Source organism: Labilithrix sp., from assembly GCA_019637155.1.
Lineage (GTDB): Bacteria > Myxococcota_A > Polyangia > Polyangiales > Polyangiaceae > Labilithrix.
In genome coordinates this window covers 77,174-93,250 of record JAHBWE010000014.1, presented here as the reverse complement: position 1 = coordinate 93,250, position 16,077 = coordinate 77,174, and the positions used below count along the sequence as shown (strand labels likewise).

At 67.9% G+C, this 16,077-nt stretch carries 14 protein-coding genes; 11 read left to right on the top strand and 3 right to left on the bottom strand.

The window, feature by feature from the left end; all coding sequences use genetic code 11:
• Positions 1–81: 81 nt before the first annotated feature.
• From KF837_28180 to KF837_28155, 6 genes are all read left to right on the top strand, one after another.
• Positions 82–1,311 (top strand): efflux RND transporter periplasmic adaptor subunit, encoded by a 1,230-nt coding sequence (locus KF837_28180; GenBank protein MBX3231234.1) that lies wholly within the window; start codon positions 82–84, stop codon positions 1,309–1,311.
• A gap of 26 nt (positions 1,312–1,337) precedes the next feature.
• Positions 1,338–1,991, top strand: a complete 654-nt coding sequence (locus KF837_28175) for an ABC transporter ATP-binding protein (GenBank protein MBX3231233.1) — start codon at positions 1,338–1,340, stop codon at positions 1,989–1,991.
• A 2-nt stretch (positions 1,992–1,993) separates the two neighbouring features.
• Positions 1,994–3,163 carry an FtsX-like permease family protein gene (locus KF837_28170; GenBank protein MBX3231232.1) on the top strand — a complete coding sequence of 390 codons (1,170 nt, stop codon included), beginning with the start codon at positions 1,994–1,996 and terminating at the stop codon, positions 3,161–3,163.
• On the top strand, positions 3,163–4,326 hold the full coding sequence (locus KF837_28165) for an ABC transporter permease (protein ID MBX3231231.1): 1,164 nt from the start codon (positions 3,163–3,165) through the stop codon (positions 4,324–4,326). The genes KF837_28170 and KF837_28165 overlap by 1 nt, the downstream gene beginning before the upstream one ends.
• Before the next feature lie 12 nt (positions 4,327–4,338).
• On the top strand, positions 4,339–4,575 hold the full coding sequence (locus KF837_28160) for a hypothetical protein (GenBank protein MBX3231230.1): 237 nt from the start codon (positions 4,339–4,341) through the stop codon (positions 4,573–4,575).
• 131 nt (positions 4,576–4,706) lie between these two features.
• Positions 4,707–5,294: a superoxide dismutase gene (locus tag KF837_28155; protein MBX3231229.1), complete on the top strand. Its 588-nt coding sequence runs from the start codon at positions 4,707–4,709 to the stop codon at positions 5,292–5,294.
• Here KF837_28155 and KF837_28150 read toward each other — a convergent pair whose 3' ends face one another.
• Complete coding sequence (locus tag KF837_28150) at positions 5,295–5,972, bottom strand: NUDIX hydrolase (GenBank protein MBX3231228.1); 678 nt, start codon at positions 5,970–5,972, stop codon at positions 5,295–5,297.
• Positions 5,973–6,048: 76 nt separating this feature from the next.
• Between KF837_28150 and KF837_28145 the strand changes: the two genes are divergently transcribed.
• From KF837_28145 to KF837_28135, 3 genes are read left to right on the top strand one after another with little or no spacing between them, the layout of a single operon-like run.
• A complete protein-coding gene (locus KF837_28145; protein MBX3231227.1) occupies positions 6,049–6,690 on the top strand; it encodes an HTH domain-containing protein in 642 nt (213 codons plus the stop codon).
• A 29-nt stretch (positions 6,691–6,719) separates the two neighbouring features.
• The gene (locus KF837_28140; protein ID MBX3231226.1) at positions 6,720–7,961 is read left to right on the top strand and encodes an AAA family ATPase; all 1,242 of its coding nucleotides are present in this window, start codon (positions 6,720–6,722) and stop codon (positions 7,959–7,961) included.
• A complete protein-coding gene (locus tag KF837_28135; GenBank protein MBX3231225.1) occupies positions 7,958–8,902 on the top strand; it encodes a hypothetical protein in 945 nt (314 codons plus the stop codon). Before KF837_28140 ends, KF837_28135 begins: the two co-directional genes overlap by 4 nt.
• 2 nt (positions 8,903–8,904) lie before the next feature.
• Here the strand turns inward: KF837_28135 and KF837_28130 are convergent, their stop codons facing one another.
• Positions 8,905–10,599 (bottom strand): hypothetical protein, encoded by a 1,695-nt coding sequence (locus KF837_28130; GenBank protein ID MBX3231224.1) that lies wholly within the window; start codon positions 10,597–10,599, stop codon positions 8,905–8,907.
• A gap of 36 nt (positions 10,600–10,635) precedes the next feature.
• Between KF837_28130 and KF837_28125 the strand changes: the two genes are divergently transcribed.
• A complete protein-coding gene (locus KF837_28125; GenBank protein ID MBX3231223.1) occupies positions 10,636–11,040 on the top strand; it encodes a DUF861 domain-containing protein in 405 nt (134 codons plus the stop codon).
• Here KF837_28125 and KF837_28120 read toward each other — a convergent pair.
• Positions 11,031–14,057 (bottom strand): GNAT family N-acetyltransferase, encoded by a 3,027-nt coding sequence (locus KF837_28120; protein ID MBX3231222.1) that lies wholly within the window; start codon positions 14,055–14,057, stop codon positions 11,031–11,033. The genes KF837_28125 and KF837_28120 overlap by 10 nt on opposite strands.
• On the opposite strand from KF837_28120, the gene asnB reads away from it, so the two are divergent.
• On the top strand, positions 14,014–16,077 hold the full coding sequence (gene asnB / locus KF837_28115) for an asparagine synthase (glutamine-hydrolyzing) (protein MBX3231221.1): 2,064 nt from the start codon (positions 14,014–14,016) through the stop codon (positions 16,075–16,077). The genes KF837_28120 and asnB overlap by 44 nt on opposite strands.

Genomic DNA, 16,077 nt, shown 5'->3' with positions numbered 1-16,077 from the left:
GCACCGAAAGGATTGACGGATCGCGCCACGATCGAGTGTGGGCTTTCGCGGCGCGGTCTCCGTGCTAACGATGCTGCCGCCGTGGCCGACCAACTCAGCTCCGATCTCGCTTCGCTGCGCATCAACCGCGACGCGCCGTCGCCGCCGTCCGCCGTGCGCAAGCTCGTCCTGCCGCTCGTCGTCGTCGCCGCCGTCGGCACGGTCGGGTTCTTCGGGTGGCAGCGCGTGCAGGGCCAGCTCTTCAAGACCGAGGTCCGCACCACCGAGGTCGCGATGATCTCGCCGTCGCAGGCCGACGTCCAGGTCACCGCGACCGGCTACGTCATCCCGCAAGTCACCTCGAAGGTCGGGTCGAAGCTGCCCGGCCGCCTCGCGAAGGTCCTCGTCAAAGAAGGGGACACCGTCAAAGAAGGGGACGTCATCGCGCAGCTCGAGGACACCGATCAGAGGAGCGCGCTCGCGGCGACGAGCTCGCGCGTCGGCGTCGCGAAGGCGCGCAGCTCGACCGCGCGCGCGCAGCTGAACGAGCTGAACCTCCAGATCGAGCGCGAAGAGGCGCTCGTGAAGAGCGGCGCGGTCGGCAAGGCGAACCTCGACGACATGAAGGCGCGGCAGGCCTCGCTCCGCGAAGCGGTGAGCGCGGCGGAGGCGGAGACGACGGCGGCGCAGGCCGACGTCGGCACGGTCGGCGTCGGCCTCAAGGACCGCATCATCGTCGCGCCGATCTCGGGCCGCGTCGTGACGAAGCCCGCGACGCCGGGCTCGTTCGTCGGCGGCATCGGCAACCCGGAGCCGATCGCGGAGCTCGTCGACTTCACGAGCCTGATGGTCGAGGCCGACGTGCCGGAGCCGCGCCTCCACCTCGTGAAGATGGGCAGCCCGTGCGAGATCATCCTCGATGCCTATCCGAACAAGCGATACCGCTGCGAGGCGGCGTCGCTCGGACAGCGCGTGAACCGCTCGAAGGCGACGGTGATGGTGAAGGTCAAGTTCGACCCGAACGACGACATCGAAGGAGTGCTGCCGGAGATGAGCGCGCGCGTGTCGTTCCTCTCCCAGAAGATCACCGACGCGGCGAAGGACGAGAAGCCGAAGAAGGTGGTCGCGAGCGACGCGATCGTGGAGCGAAACGGACAGAAGGTCGTCTTCGCGGTGGCGGAGGGGAAGCTCCACGCCATCCCGGTGAAGGTCGGCGGCGCGGTCGGGAGCTCGGTCGAGCTGCTCGACGGGCCGCCGCAAGGGACGAAGGTCGTCTCGAAGCCGACCGGCGAGACGGCCGACGGACAGCGGATCAAGGAGACGGACAAGTGAGCGCGGAAGCGAAGCCCATCATCGAGATGAACGACGTCACGAAGACGTTCGTGCGCGGCAAGGAGCCCCTCACCGTCCTCGACGGCTTGAACCTCACGATCCCGGAGGGCGCGTTCGAGGCGCTGATGGGACCGTCCGGCTCCGGCAAGTCGACGCTCCTGAACCTCATCGCCGGCCTCGATCGCCCGACGAGCGGCAAGGCCAACGTCGCCGGCAACGACATCGGCAAGATGAGCGACGGCGAGCTCGCGAAGTTCCGCGCGCGCCACATCGGCTTCATCTTCCAGTCGTACAACTTGATGCCGGTCCTCACCGCGCTCGAGAACGTCGAGCTCCCGCTCCTCCTCACGAGCGTGTCCGGCAGCGAGCGGAAGAAGCGCGCGCAGACCGCGCTCCGCGTCACCGGCCTCGAGGACCGGATGGACCACTACCCGCGCCAGCTCTCCGGCGGTCAGGAGCAGCGCGTCGCGATCGCGCGCGCGATCGTGCACGACCCCACGATCCTCGTCTGCGACGAGCCCACCGGCGACCTCGATCGCAAGAGCGCGGACGACATCTTGAAGCTCCTCACCAAGCTCAACACCGAGTTCAAGAAGACGATCCTGATGGTCACGCACGACCCCGCCGCGGCGGAGGTCGCCACCATCACGCGTCACTTGAACAAGGGGAAGCTCGAGTAGCCATGCTCGCCCTCTTCTTCATCGCGGCGCGCAACCTGAAGCGCAGCTGGTTCCGCACGGCGTTCACCGTCGCCGGCGCCGCGGTCGCGCTGATCGCGTTCGTGATGCTGCGCACCGTGCTCTGGGCCTGGAACATCGGCGAGGAGTACGCGGCGCAGGACCGCCTCGGCACGCGTCACAAGGTGACGTTCATCATGCAGCTGCCGAAGCGCTACCACGACGACATCAAGGCGGTGCCGGGCGTGAAGGCGGCGACCTACGCGAACTGGTTCGGCGCGCGCATCCCGACCAAGCCGGACGAGTTCTTCGCCAACCTCGCCGTCGACGCGCCGAGCTACGTCGAGGTCCTCGACGAGATGGTGCTCTCGCCGGCGGACAAGCAGCGCTGGCTCGAGGACAAGAAGGGCGCCGTCGTCGGCCAGGTCCTCGCGAAGAAGATGGGGTGGAAGGTCGGCGACAAGGTCGTCCTCGAAGGCACGATTTACCCCGGCGACTGGGAGTTCAACATCTCCGGCATCTACACCGCGAGCCGCAAGTCGCTCGACGAGTCCGAGCTCCTCTTCCACTGGGACTACATGAACGACTCGCTCCCGCCGGCGCGACAGGACCAGATCGGCTGGATCATGACGCGCATCACCGACTCGAGCCGGTCGGGCGAGATCTCGCAGCAGATCGACCGCCTCTTCGACGAGCGCGACGTGCAGACCATCACGATGAGCGAGCGCAACATGAACGTCTCGTTCATGGCGGGGTTCTCCGCGATCCTCTCCGCGCTCAACATCGTCTCGGTCGTCATCCTCGGCATCATGCTCCTCATCCTCGGCAACACGATCGCGATGGGCGTGCGCGAGCGGACGAAGGAGTACGCGGTGCTCCGCGCGATCGGCTTCGAGCCGTGGCACATCCGCTTCTTCGTCATCGCGGAGGCGGCGACGCTCGGCGTCGTGTCCGGCGTCGTCGGCGTCGGCATCGCCTACCCGTTCGTGAACAACGTGATGGGCGCCGCGATCGAAGAGAACATGGGCGCCTGGTTCCCCTACTTCCGGGTCGAGCCGAAGACGGCCGCGATCGCGTTCGTGATCGCGATCCTGCTCTCCGCCGTCGCCTCGCTCCTCCCCAGCATCCAGGCGGGCAAGGTCTCCGTCACCGACGCGCTGCGGAGGGTCGGCTGATGGTCCCGATCAAGTACAACGTCCGGAACCTCGTCGTCCGCAAGCGCACGACCGCCGCGGCGATGTTCGGCCTCGCCCTCGTCGTCTACGTGTTCGCGTGCGCGATCATGCTCGCGAACGGGATCGAGAAGACGTTCGGCCGCTCGGCCGCGCCCGAGAGCGCGATCGTCCTGCGGAAGGGCTCGGACAACGAGATGACGAGCGCGATCGAGGACAAGCAGCTGAACCTCGTCCTCGCGCAAGCGCAGCAGATCGGCGCGAACAGCAAGCCGCCCGGCGTCGGCGAGGTGCTCATCGTCATCCTCCTCGACAAGGTCGGCGTCGACGGCGTCTCGAACGTGACCGTGCGCGGCGTGCCCGAGGACGCGCTCGCGTTCCGCAGCACCGCGAAGCTCGTCGAGGGCAAGATGCCGTCGCCCGGCTCGGACGAGGTCATCGTCGGCAAGGCCATCCGCGGGCGCTTCAAGGGCCTCGAGATCGGGCAGAGCTTCGAGCTCAAGAAGAACCGCTCGGTGAAGGTGGTCGGCGTCTTCGAGGACCAAGGCTCGGCCTACGAGTCGGAGGTGTGGGTCGACCTCCACATCGCGCGCCAGGCCTTCGGCCGCGAGGGCTACGTCTCGAGCGTGCACGTCCGGCTCGACAGCGCGAGCAAGTTCGACGCGTTCAAGGCGCTCGTCGAGCAGGACCGTACGATGGGCCTCGTCGCGATGCGGGAGGCGGACTTCTTCGAGAAGCAGAGCGAGGGGACCTCCTTCATCCTCAAGCTCCTCGGCGGCATGATCGCCTTCTTCTTCGGCGTCGGCGCGATGATCGGCGCGACGATCACGATGAACGCGCAGGTGGCGGGACGGACGCGGGAGATCGGCACGCTCCGTGCGCTCGGGTTCTCGAAGGGGTCGATCCTCTTCTCCTTCCTGCTCGAGTCCGTCTTCCTCGCCGTCGTCGGCGGGGCCATCGGCGCGGTCGCCTCCCTCGCGATGAAGGCGGTGAAGATCACGATGCTGAACATGGGCACATTCTCGGAGGTCGTGTTCGGTTTCGAGCCCAGCCCGCAAATCATCGTGTCCTCGATCGCGCTCTCTGCTTTCATGGGACTCGTGGGCGGGTTCTTACCCGCCGTACGCGCCGCCCGGGTGAGCCCGGTCGAAGCGATGAGAGGCTGATCGATCCGAGACATGAGCCACATCCGCCGCAGCAGCCCGAGCATTCCACCGCCGGCCTCCGCTTCGAGCGCGACGGACCCGAAGTGCTTCGACTGCGGCTGCGCGGCGCCGGACCTCGATCAGGAGCAGACGCTGCGCAGCACGCTCGGGTGGCGCCTCGTCTTCGATCGCCAGCCCGACGGCAGCAACAAACCGATCTGGCGCTGCCCCGACTGCTGGCAGAAGTACAAGAACGCCAAGGGCCAGTGAGGGCGCGACAACATATGGACATTCGGCCAACGCGTTGGCTGTGTGGCCTTGCGCCTCTTCTCAAGGGTTGCCGAGGGCTCTAACGTGGCCGGTCCACACTCCGTTCAGAGAGAGAAAGAGGAGACCGCGCCATGGCTTTCACCCTCCCGCCCCTGCCTTACGCGAAGGACGCGCTCGCGCCCCACATCACGCCCGAGACGCTCGACTTCCATCACGGCAAGCATCACAACGCGTACGTCACGAAGCTCAACGAGCTCATCGCGGGCAAGCCGGAAGAGGGCAAGAGCCTCGAGGACATCATCAAGGGCAGCGACGTCGGCACGCCGGTCTTCAACAACGCGGCGCAGGTCTGGAACCACACCTTCTACTGGTCATCGATGAAGCCGGGCGGCGGCGGTCAGCCGGCGGGCGATCTCCTCGCCGCGATCAACCGCGACTTCGGCTCCTTCGACAAGTTCAAGGAGGAGTTCACGAACGCGGGCGTCACCCAGTTCGGCTCCGGCTGGGCGTGGCTCGTCGACGACGGCGGCAAGCTCAAGGTCACGAAGACGCCGAACGCCGACCTCCCCCTGAAGCACGGCCAGAAGGCGCTCCTGACGATGGACGTCTGGGAGCATGCATATTACATCGATTACCGGAACGCGCGTCCGAAGTACATCGACGTGTTCCTCGCGAGCCTCGCGAACTGGGACTTCGCGCTCGAGAACCTCAAGAAGTAGTCAGCGCCGGTTCCAGCGATAGAGCTGCTCGGCCGGTTTCTTCGTCGGCTTGGTCGTCGCAGGGATGACCAGGCCGCGGTCGAGCAGCTGCTTCTTGAACGCCCGCAGCGGCGCCGTCTTGCCGAGGATGCGCTCGTAGAGGTGCTGGAGCTCGGCGATCGTGAAGCGGCTCGGGAACAGATCGAACGAGCGGTCGCGGACCGGATCGTCGAGGTGGCGGCAGAGGCGGCGGTAGGCCTTCGCGAGGATCTTCGCGTGATCGAACGCGAGCCGGATCGGCCGCCGCCGCGTCGCGGCCCCTTCGATGACGATCGTGCGGAGCGGCACGAACTCGGCGAGCGCCGCGTCGTCCGCGGGCGTCACCTTCGCCTCCGCGACGAGGAAGGTCGCCCACGCGATCGTCACGGTGTGCCCGCGCGGGTCGCGGCCGGGATCGCCGAACGCGCCGATCTGCTCGAGCCGCGCGCCGGTGAGGCCGGTCTCCTCCGCGAGCTCGCGCGCCGCCGCGCGGTCGAGCGCCTCGTTCTCGTTCACGAACCCACCGGGCAGCGCCCAGTGTCCCTTGAAGGGCTCGTCGCCCCGCTGGATGAGGAGGACGGCGAGATCGTCGCCGCGCATCGTGAACACGACGGTGTCGCACGTGACCGCGGGCCGCGGATAAGGATACGAGAAGGGCACCGAGCGGACGATCTCCCGCCCGCCCCACGACGTCAACCGGCTCGACTCGATGTCAGGTGGATGTCATGATTCGGCGGTGACCCGCACCGAACGGCTCTTCGCGCTCGCCGAGCACCTGCGCGCGCGGCGGACCGGCATCACCGCCGAGCAGCTCGCGGAGAAGTTCGGCGTCACGGTGCGCACCATCTACCGCGACCTCGACTCGCTCCGCGCGGCGGCGCTCCCGCTCTCGGCCGAGCGCGGTCGCGGCGGCGGCTACGCGCTCGACACGCGCTACACGCTGCCGCCGGTGAACTTCACCGCGCGCGAGGCCGCGCTCCTCGTCGCGCTCGGCCGCTTCGCGACGGAGATGCGCCTCCTCCCCTTCACCGAGACGCTCGACCGCGCCCTCGACAAGGTTCGCGGCGCGCTCTCGACCTCGGCGCAGCGCGAGCTCGCGGGGCGCTTGAAGGAGCTGCAGTTCGCCGGCGTGCCCCAGCTCCCGGTCGCCCGCGCGGTGCGCGCGGCGGTCGAGCGCGCGTGGTTCGAGCAGCAGCCGCTCCGCATCACGTACCGCAGCGCCAACTACGAGCGCACGACGCGCGACATCAAGATCACCTCCGTCTTCATGGAACGCACCGAGACCCGCCTCAACGCGATCGACCTCGCGAAGAACGAAGAGCGCCAGTTCCGCCTCGACCGCATCGAGAAGGCCGAGGTCATCGTCCCCGACCTCTGACGCGCTAGGAAACGTAGTAGAACTGGCACATGTACGTCTCACGGCTCGAGATCCGCAACCTGCGATGTTTCTCGAAGGCGGCCGTGGACTTCATGCATCCGGGCGCGACGGTCAAACCGAAGAACGGACCGGACAACGTCACCCTGCTGCTCGGCGAGAACGGCGCCGGAAAGACCACCGTCCTCAAGGCGATCGCGCTCGCGATGTTGAGCGAGACGCTCAAGGACTCGAGCTATTCGCCTTACTCGCTCGTGCGTCGCGTCGGCAAGAGGACAGAGCCAGCCTCGGTGTCGGCCGTCGCTCATTTCACGCGCGGTGAGCTCGGGCCGAGGGAGGGCGCCAAGTCCGCCAAGATCCACCAGACCATCATGCCGCTCGGCGGTACACGCCGCGACAAGCTCGGTGGCGTGAAGCTGCGCGGGGTGCCCGTCTCCACCTATCGGCAGGTCCTCGACGCTCACGACTCGTCGAGCATCTTCATCGTCGCGTACGGCTCGCGCCGGTGGAGCGAGCTCTCGAAACGCATGGACCGCTCCGGTCGCGACGCCGAACGACTACCGCGTCATCAGCGCGTCGCTTCCCTGCTCGAGGACGAAGCCGCGTTCACGCTGGTACCGCCCGACGCGTGGCTTCCGGAGCTGTGCGCCCGCAACCCGGGTCGCTTCAAGCAGGTCTCGACCCTGATTCGCCGTCTTGGCCCACCGGACGAGGAGCTCAGCGTGCGAGAGGACATCCTCGCCCAAGGCGGCGAGCTCGTCTTCCACCAGCACGGAGCAGAGGTGCCCTTTCACGCGCTCTCCGACGGCTATCGTGGCTATTTCGGCTGGCTCACCGATCTCCTCTACCACGTCGTCAAAGGCGTCAAAACAGGTCACAAGTTGGTAGAGACGGAGGGCCTCGTGCTCGTCGACGAGGTCGACCTCCTCCTCCATCCGCGCTGGCAGCGCGTCATCATCGACAAGCTCGCAAAGACCTTCCCGCGGCTGCAATTCGTATTTACGACCCACAGTCCTCTCGTCGCCGGTGGCCTCGGGCGCGAGCAAATCCGGACGATGGAACGAAGCAGGAGCGGGATGACGGTGAGCGTTCCCGACGTCGATCTGTTCGGGAAGAGCGCCGACCAGATCCTGCTCTCTCCGATCTTCGAGCTCCCGAGCGTACGGAACGCCGAGACGACCAACAAAGTCGAAGACCTCGCCTTCGAAGCCTCGAAGGGCAACAAGAAAGCGGCCCACGACTTGATGCGAGCTCTCGCCGGAGAGCTCGTGTGATCCGCATCGGAGTCACGGAAGCCGCTCTCCGGAAGACGATCGAGAACATCGCGCCTGACTGGCACGCGAAAAAGAAGAAGAGCTGGTCCGATATCAAGGCGGCGTACCTCGCGCTCCAGTCGGAGCTATGCGCCTATTGCGAGGGCGCTCGCGATTTCATCCGCTCCGAGATCACCGACGCCGACACCGCGCCCGCCGAGAACGACGGCGAGTTTGCGGTCGAGCACTTTCGGCCCAAGGGCATCACTGCCCGTTGGCCCGACCGCTTCTCGCTCGAGCGATTTGCCCATTATGGGATCGACCCGAAGGTCGTCTTCAACGGCCACGCGAACGGATACGACGAGCTCCGCTTCTCGCCGTGGAACTACGTCGTCTCCTGCTACACGTGCAATTCGACGCTGAAGGGCAATCGCTTCCCCATCGCGCTCGCAGCGGGCGTCGCGTCCGGCGCCGATCGCCAGCACATCGCGGCGCTCAACAAGACCGAACGACCTCTCCTGCTCTTTCCGCTCGGAGCGCTCGACGTCGACCCCGAGCACGCGATTGGTTGGAATGGCGTCATACCGATACCCAACCCCACCGCGACCGCGGCGACGCAGCTCCGAGCGAAGGTCACGATCGTCTTCTTCCGCCTCGACGGCGTCGGCCGGCCGCGTCTCCTCGAGGCGCGATTCAGGCAGCTCGGCGCCCTCATCGGTCTCATCACCCTGCTTCCCGAGATGGACCGAGAGGCCGCCGTATCGGCAGGTCCCTTCCGCGCCTGCCTTCGCGCGTTCTACGCCGAGTGGAAGAAGAGCCCGCAGGCAGCGGCCGCGCGGCTCGGCGCCACCAACGCGGAGATCGAGAAGATCGCCGCCGCGGTCGAGGCGCGACGCAAAGCGGCGGCCTCGGGAAAGCTGCGAAGGGCCCGCCCGAAGAGGGCCAAGAAACCCACGCGCTGACGCTACGCCGTGCGCATCGCGAGGCGGGTCGCGATGGCGTAGGAGACGGCGATCGTGACCGGGGTCATGTAGCCGTTGGCGCCCTGGTCGCCCCAGATCTGGACGATGCAGACGGCGACGCTGCCGAAGGAGGTCAGGGCCGCGCTTCGTTCGAGCGCGGTGGGGGCGCTGCGGTAGGCGCGTAAGGCGAGCGTGCCCGTGATCGGGAAGATGAGCCAGAGCACCGTGAAGCCGACCACGCCGCCGAGGGACCAGAGCCAGAGCACGCCGTTGTGCGCGATGAGGCGGTAGTTCACGAACACGTCGGTGAGGTCGACGGGCGGGTTGTTCGGCGAATACTGGTACTCGGAGCCGAAGCCGGTCGGGACGAGGACGTTCTCGCGCAACGTGTAGATCAGGTTCTCGTTCTCGATGTCGCGCGACTGGCTCGAGGTGTCCTTCTGCTCGAGGACCGACATCACGAGCTTCGCCGGCTTCAGGAGCGGGCTCGGCGAGTTGATCTCCGACCCGACGAGGACGTAACCGAGGAGGAGCGGAATGCCGATCGCGAGGGCGGTCGTGACGCGGCGCTTTCGCTTGCTCGGCTTGAGCGCGATGTAGATCGCGGCCGGCGCGATCGCGAGGCTGACGAACGCGAGGCGGCGGTTGTTGAACGCCATCGCGAGGAGGAGGAAGGCCGAGATGCCGATCGCGCGGTAAATCGTGCGCTTCGTTCGCTGCTCGAAGGCGTGGAGCACGACGATGAGGATCCCCATGACGAAGAGGACGGAGTCCGAGTGGGTGGTGCACCACTCCGGATGCCCCGGCCGCTGGGTGATCCCCGCCGGCACGAACACGCCGAAGTAGATCCACAAGACGAGCACGCCGCGCAGCATCGCGGTCGCGACGAAGATCGTCCCGATCGCGGGGACGTCCTCGGGGACGCGGAGCGCGTAGAGGAAGAGGAGGCCGATGATCGGGAGCTGGAAGAGGTGGAGGACCTGCCGCACCTCCGACTGGAACGAGCCGCCGTGGATGAGGCCCCAGACGCACAGCGCGAGCACGCCGCCCATGAAGACGAAGTAGATCGTGCGCGACCACTTCGGCGGCGCGATGTAGTCGCCGGACTTCTTCCCCCAGACCGCGCGGTAGAGGAGCCCGACCGTGACGAAGAAGAAGACGGGCAGCGACGCGCCCGGCATCCCGCTCCATTCCTTGATCGTGCCGTAATACGCGACCGCGGCGGGCCACATGTACGAGTCCCAGTAGCCGTCGCCCTGGCCCTTCATCATCGTCTCGCTGAAGGGCTCGATGAAGAGCGCGAGCACGAGGTAGATGCGGACCGCGTTCTTCACCCGGAGCCGGCGCAGGGCCCAAATGAGGAGCGGGCCCCACACCACCACGAGCGCGGTGTCGAAGCGGAACGAGTTCGCCCAGATGCCGGGCGCGTCGAAGGTGGTGCTCGTCGCGATCCACGCGAAGAGCGAGAGGCCGAACACGAACGCGATGAGGCGAACGGTCGTCTTCAGGTAGTCGTCCTGGAGGAGCTCGCGCTCGTCGAACTGCGGCCCGAGCTCCTGGGTCGGGCGGCCGAGCGACGGCATCGATCCGACGATCGATCCGAACTGCGCGCGCACGCGGGCCTGCAGCTGGTTGCGGTCGGGCGGCGGCCGCGAGAGCTGCGGAGGACGGGTGGAGCCTCCAGGCGGTCGGTTCATTGCACGCCGCGCTCAGCGTACCAGTACCCTCGCCCCATGTTCAAAGCGAGCGCGTTCGAGTCCACGCGAGGCGACCTCGTCTCTCATCCCATCGAGCCCTCGTGGATCAAGGAGGGGACCCCGGTCGCACGTGCGATCACGCTCGCGGAGTCGGCGGACGGGCTCTGCACGACGGGGCTCTGGGACTGCACCGCCGGCGTGTTCCAGTGGATCTACCCGCTCGACGAGATCGTCCACATCCTCGAAGGCGAGGTCCGCGTCGACGACGGCACGCGCACGCACCACCTCGTCCCCGGAACGAATTGTTTCTTCCCCGAGGGCCTCGAGACGGTGTGGACGGTCGAGACCTACGTGAAGAAAATGTTCGTGATGCGCGCGCGGAAGCGGAGTCGTATCCGGCGCCTCGCGTCGGCGGTGAAGAAGCTCGTCGCTCAGCGGTAGCGGCTCGTGAGATGACCGACGAGGACCTTGTCGAGCTCCTCTTGCGCCCAGAGTGGGGTGAAGGAGTGGTCCGGGCCTTCGATCGTGTCGACCTTGAAGTTTGGGCGCTTTTCGAGGGCGCGGAGGCTCGCGCCGAGCTTCTCGTGCAGGTTCACGATGCCGGGGTCGTTCGCGGCGAAGACGATGTGCACGTCGACGCCGCGCTCGCACAGCGCGTCGAACGCGCGCGCGAGCTCGCTCCCGCGCGACGCGGCGCCCGGCATCGCCGCCTTCGCCTTCGCGATGCCGGAGCGCGCGGCGTCGGCGACGCGTCCCTTCACCGCGCCGAACGCGTGCCGCGGGTCGACGCCGCCCTTGAGCAGCTTCGCCCACGCCTCCTTCGAGAACATCCGGCGCTTGTAGTATTCGGCCGCGTCGCGCCGCGAGAGGGCGTTGACCTCGAGCGACATCCCTGCTTCCCACACGAACGTCTGCGGGTTGATGAGGGTGATGCTCTCGATGAGCGGCTCCTGCAGCGCGGCGTGGTAGGCGACGAAGGCGCCCGAGCAGAGCCCGGCGACGCCGAACCTCTTCGCGCGCCCCCGCTGCGTGAAGTACGCGACGCAGGAGCGGACGTCCTTCGCGAGCTGATCGCCGTACGGATGGTTCAGCTCCTCCTGCTCGTAGATCGTGCTGTCGCCGATGCCGGAGACGTCCATCCTCACGGACGCGATGCCGAGGCCGGCGAGCTTCCGCGCCATCTCGACGTACATGCGGTTGGGGCCGATGCGGTAGTTGCCGGCCGTGTTCGTGAAGATGATGAGCGGCTTGCCGCGCGAGAGCTCCTGGTCGATCGGCTCGCAGAGGATGCCGAACAGCGCGTCCGCGACGCCGAAGCGGATCGACTCCTCGCGGACGCCGGGCGCGACGATGCCCTCCTTGCGCGCGGTCGTGGCCGGGCGCGCGCGCGGCGACTCGAGCAGCGCGGGCTTCGCCTCGCCGAGCCAGTCGCGGAAGCGATTCCACACCTGCTCCGGGAACACCGACTTGTGCGGCGCGACCATCATCTCGGCGTAGCCCGCCGGCTTCTCGTACGTCGTCACCGCGCCGAGCGCCTCGAACGCGCGCGCGACCTTGTCGTCGTCGGGCACGTCGTCGCGGCCGAGCACGAGCACGCGCCCCGCGGGACGCTTGTCGATCTTCGCGAGGTCGAGCTTCTTGAGGTCCGCGAGCGTCTCCTTCGTGAGGAGGAAGCCGCCCGACTCCTCGTCGCCGTCGGCGAGTGCGTTGGGGCGCGTCTGGAGCTCGCCGGTCGACTCCGCGTACTGGCGGAACATCTTCATCTCGCGCGCGTAGGCGCGTCCCGTCGCGCACGGGTTCCACAAGACGAGGCGCTCGACGTCGCCGCGCTCCGCCGCCGCCGCGGCGGCGATCGTCGCGCCCATGCGGATCCCGAAGAGGCACACCTCGTCGAGGCCGGAGAGCGCGCGCGCCTGATCGATCGCGTCGCCGACGCTGTCGATCCACGCGCGGACGCGGCCGGGATCGGCGTCGGCGCCGCCGGAGTCGCCGGTGCCGTCGTAGTCGAAGCGCAGCACCGGGTAGCCCGCGTCGGAGAGGCGCTCCGCCATCGCGCGCATCGCGGGGTACGCGCAGATGTTCTCGTAGCCGAGCGGCGGGGCGATCACGACCGCGCGCCGCTGCGAGATCGTCGCGCGCGACGGGTGGTACCAGCCGAAGAGGCTGCGTGGCTCCTTCCCGAAGAAGAACGGGCGCACGCTGTCGTCGAGGCCGTGCGCGCCGAGGGTGACGATCGAGATCTCCGTCGTCTCGAGGACGGGATCGCTCTCCTCCGCCTCCGGGATCGGCTCGCCGGTGAGCGCCGCCGCGACGTCGCGGATGCGCTTCGCCTCCTCCGTCGCGCGGCGCGCGGTCTCGACCATCGACGGACGCGCCGCGCGCAGGGTCACGAGCGGGTGCTGCTTGAGCGAGAGCGCCATCTTGTACTGCGAGGTGCCGGCGAGGAAATCGTACTCGGTCATCCCGCGCTCGATCGCGCTGCGGATGAGGAGCGCGTGCATCGTGACGCCGACGCGCACGTCCTCCGGCACGTTCAGCTTGCGCCCCGCCTGGTAGAAGCCGACGCGCCGCTTCCAGCGAAGGTTGTAATATGCAGCGACCGGCTCGCCGCGGACGTTCATCCACCCGAGGTCGAGCGCGCCGAGCTCGAGGAGCTTGGGCATCATGCGGTCGTGGAACGCGCGGTAGCGATCGGAGCGGTAGACGCCGTCGCCGCCCCAGCGCTCGCGGTGGAGGCGCTCGAGGATGCGCTTGCCGTCCTCGAGCTCGTCGGCGCTGCGCACGCGCTCCATCGCGAGCGTGCCGCCCGACCACGACTCGAGGAGACGGAGCGACTTCCGGAGCTGCGAGCGCTTGCTCGGCTTCAGCAGCGCGAGGTACTCCTCCCACGTCGGCGGGAGCGGGATGTACGGCGACACCGTTCGCTCCTCGAGCGTGGTCGGCACGTCGAGCGCGTTCAGCTCGTCGCGGATGAGGCCCGGCAGCGGCGAGTCGCCGTTCATCACCGGGAGGACGAGCTCGTCCCACGGCCCGAGCTCGCCCGCCTCGAGGGCGCTCGCGAACGCGGCCGCCACCGCGGCCTCGTAGCCCCGCTCGACGACGAGGCCGATGTAGTCGGACGCGATCTCGTCCATCTCGTCCTCGCCCGACGCGAGGAGCTCGAGGCGCCGGAACGGCAGGCCGAACTTGTATTTGTGCTTCCGCGCGAGGAGCGGCGCGAGGCCGACGAGGCTCGAGCCGTCATAGAACGCGACGCTGCGCAGCGCGCGCCCCCCCGTCGTGCCGAACACGTCCCACCACGTGAGCATCCAGTCGGGGTGCAGCGTGAGCTCGTTCGTGAGGCTGCGCTCGAGCAGCGCGGCCCAGTCGTCCGCCATCGCGTGGAGCTGCGCGACGTCCTCGATCAGCGCGAAGGTGAGGCGCGCCTCGGACGGCGCGTTGAACGCGGTCGGCCGCACCGACGCGCTCGTCCCGCGCGGCGTCGGCCGCGTCGACGGCGACGTCCCCGTCGAGGTGGAAGGTGCAACGTTGACCTGCGCCTCTCCGGCTCCTCTAATCGCGTCCCCGTTCATGTGCGCTATCTGCGGTATCGTACACTTCGACCGACGCCCCGTCTCTGCATCTGAGCTCGTCACGATGCGCGACGTGATGACGAACCGCGGCCCCGATCACGGGGGCGAGTGGATCTCCGGGCACGTCGCGCTCGGTCATCGCCGCCTCTCGATCATCGATCTCTCCCCGCTCGGGCATCAGCCGATGCCGAACGACGACGAGACGGTCTGGGTCACGTTCAACGGCGAGATCTACAACTTCGCGACGCTCCGCAAGGAGCTCGAGGCGAGGGGCTGCGCCTTCCGCTCTCACTCCGACACCGAGGTCATCGCCCACGGCTACGCGGTCTGGGGCGAAGGCGTGATCGCGCGCCTCGACGGCATGTTCGCGATCGGGATCTGGGACACGAAGAAGGAGTCCCTCCTCCTCGCCGTCGATCGCTTCGGCAAGAAGCCCCTCTACTACCAGCGCGAGGGCGACACGCTCCGCTTCGCCTCCGACGCGAAGGCGATCTGGTCGCTCCCGGACGCGCGCCTCACCGTGAGCCACGCCGCGATCGACTGCTACCTCCACCACCTCGCGGTCACGACCGAGCACACGATCTGGAACGAGGTCCAGAAGGTCCAGCCCGCGAGCTTCATGGTCGTCACGCGGGAGCGCACCCGCACCGAGCGCTACTGGAAGCCGGACTTCCGCGACAAGATCCGGATCAGCGAGGCGGAGGCGATCGAGCGCATCGACGCGACGCTGAAGGAGGCGGTGCGGAAGCGCATGGTCGCGGACGTGCCGCTCGGCGCGTTCCTCAGCGGCGGCGTCGACTCGAGCCTCGTCGTCGCGATGATGAGCGAGCTCTCGTCGAAGCCGGTGAAGACCTTCACGATCGGCTTCGAGGAGCAGGACTTCTCCGAGCTCGAGTACGCGAACGCGGTCGCGAAGCGCTACCGCACGGAGCACGAGCAGATCCGCCTCAAGCCCGACGTCCTCGAGGTGCTCGCGCCGCTGGTGTGGGAGTACGGCGAGCCCTTCGCCGACTCGTCAGCGGTGCCGACCTACTACGTGTCGAAGGCGGCGCGGCAGTTCGTGACGGTCGCCCTCACCGGCGACGGCGGCGACGAGCAGTTCGGCGGCTACGACATCGCGCGCGCCTCCTACCACGCGATGACGTACGACCGCTTCGCGCCGCGCCTCCCGCGACGGCTCTTCGAGGACTGGCTCTTCGAGAAGGAGCGCCGCGGCGTCCTCCAGAAGGCGAAGACGCTCGCGACCCACGCGTCGCCGGGTCCTTCGCGACGCCACGGCTACTCGATGGCGTTCAACCAGCGCCAGCGCGACGCGCTCTACACCGACAGCTTCCGCGCGTCGCTCGGCGCTCATCGCCCGTGGCACGTCTACGAGCGGCACGCCGACGACATGGCGGGCCTCAACGTGCTCGACCAGAACCTCTACCACGTGCTGATGAACCGCCTCCCGAACGACTACCTCGTGAAGGTGGACGTCGCGTCGATGAAGGTCGCGCTCGAGCTCCGCTCGCCGTTCCTCGACACCGATCTCTGCGCCCTCGCGAGCGCGCTCGATCCGCGCCTCAAGGTCAAAGGCGGCGTGCAGAAGTACCTGCCGAAGAAGCTCGCCGAGCGCTACCTGCCGTGGGAGGTCATCTACCGCCCGAAGAAGGGCTTCTCGCTCCCGCTCAAGCACTGGCTCCGCAAGGAGATGGCGCCGCTCCTCCGCCGCACGCTGCCGAACGGCAACCTGGTCGGCAAGGGCTGGTTCCAGCGCGCGGAGGTGGAGCGGCTCATCCGCGAGCACACCAACGCGACGGCGGAGCACACGCATCGTCTCTGGGCGCTCTTGTGGCTCGAGCTCTGGGACCGCATCTTCGTCGAGCGCACGATGAAGCCCGGCGACGACGTGCGAGCGCTTCTCTAG